The 1,464-nt window shown below is 62.0% G+C and carries 1 protein-coding gene; it reads left to right on the forward strand.

What is annotated here, in order from left to right; genetic code table 11:
• Positions 1-66 precede the first annotated feature (66 nt).
• Positions 67-1,443, forward strand: coding sequence for an IS5 family transposase (locus tag F7R02_RS25350; RefSeq protein WP_078590438.1), 1,377 nt, complete (start codon positions 67-69; stop codon positions 1,441-1,443).
• Positions 1,444-1,464: the final 21 nt, after the last annotated feature.

Here is a 1,464-nt window from a genome sequence, read left to right on the forward strand (position 1 = left end):
GTTTTAGGTGTGCTGGAATTGCCAGTTTTCGTTACTCTACGAACTGGTTTCTGGCAGTTTTCGCCCATGCGTACACGCCGTCCTGCCGCCGAGCAGTTGCCTGCCGATGAGTTGTTTCGTTCGCGTTTGGAGAACCAGATCGACTTGCGCCATCCACTGGTCCAGCTGAGCCACCGGCTGCCGTGGAGTGCGTTGGAGCAGGCGCTGTCGCCCCGGTTGCCGGTCACCACCGGCACAGGCGGTCGACCCGCATTGCCGCTGCGTCTGATCGCTGGGCTGCTCTACCTCAAGCACGCCTACGACCTGTCCGATGAAGCGGTGTGCGAACGTTGGCTGGAAAATCCGTACTGGCAGTTTTTCACCGGCGAGGTCGTGTTCCAGACCTGCTTGCCGTGCGATCCCAGCTCCCTGACACGTTGGCGACAGCGTCTGGGCGAAGCCGGTATGGAAGAGCTGTTGGCGCACACGATCAACACCGCTCATGCGATGAAGGCGGTGGATGCACGTGAGTTGTCGCGGGTGATCGTGGATACAACCGTGCAGGAAAAAGCGATCACCCCTCCCACCGACAGCCGTTTGCTTGAGGTGGCGCGCAAGAAGCTGGTGCTGCTGGCCAAGCGACACGGCATCGCACTGCGACAGAGCTATGCGCGGCAAGGTCCGGGGTTGAGCCGCAAGGCCGGGCGCTATGCGCATGCGCGCCAGTTCAAGCGCATGCGCAAGGTGCTGCGTCGCCAGCGCACGATCCTGGGACGCGTACTCCGCGATCTGCAACGCAAGCTGGCCCAACTGGAACCATCGGTGCGTGAGCGCATCGGTGTCTGGTTGGAGCGCGCACACCGGTTGTTGACACAGCGCCCCAAGGACAAACAAAAACTCTACGCGTTGCACGCGCCGGAAGTGGAATGCATCAGCAAGGGCAAGGCAAGGAGCCCGTACGAATTTGGTGTCAAGGTCGGCCTTGCGGTGAGTGCGCGCAAGGGCTTGATCGTGGGCGCACGCAGTTTTCCCGGCAATCCCTACGACGGCGATACGTTGGCCGAGCAACTGGAACAGGCGCGCGGGTTGCTACAGGATGTGAATGTGATCCCGCAGGTGGCGATCGTGGACCTGGGGTATCGCGGGCGCGAGGTCGCTGGCGTGCAGGTGCTCCATCGTGGCAAGGCCAAGACGCTGACACGACGGCAATGGCGCTGGATCAAACGCCGGCAAGCCGTGGAGCCGGTGATCGGACATCTGAAACAAGACTGCCGCTTGCGTCGCTGCTGGCTGAAAGGTGCACAAGGCGATGCGCTGCACGTGCTCGGTTGTGCGGCCGGCTACAACCTGCGCTGGCTGCTGCGCTGGATCGCCTTTTTGCGTGCCTGGTTGCAGGTGGTGCGGGAGCGTTCCTCAACGTGCTCAAGCACTATGCGGCTCGCAAACATGGCAATGGAGGTTTGACAGGGGTTTTTCAGGGACGAC

Origin of the sequence: Xanthomonas cissicola (genome assembly GCF_008801575.1) — a bacterium.
Classification (GTDB): Bacteria; Pseudomonadota; Gammaproteobacteria; order Xanthomonadales; family Xanthomonadaceae; genus Xanthomonas; species Xanthomonas cissicola.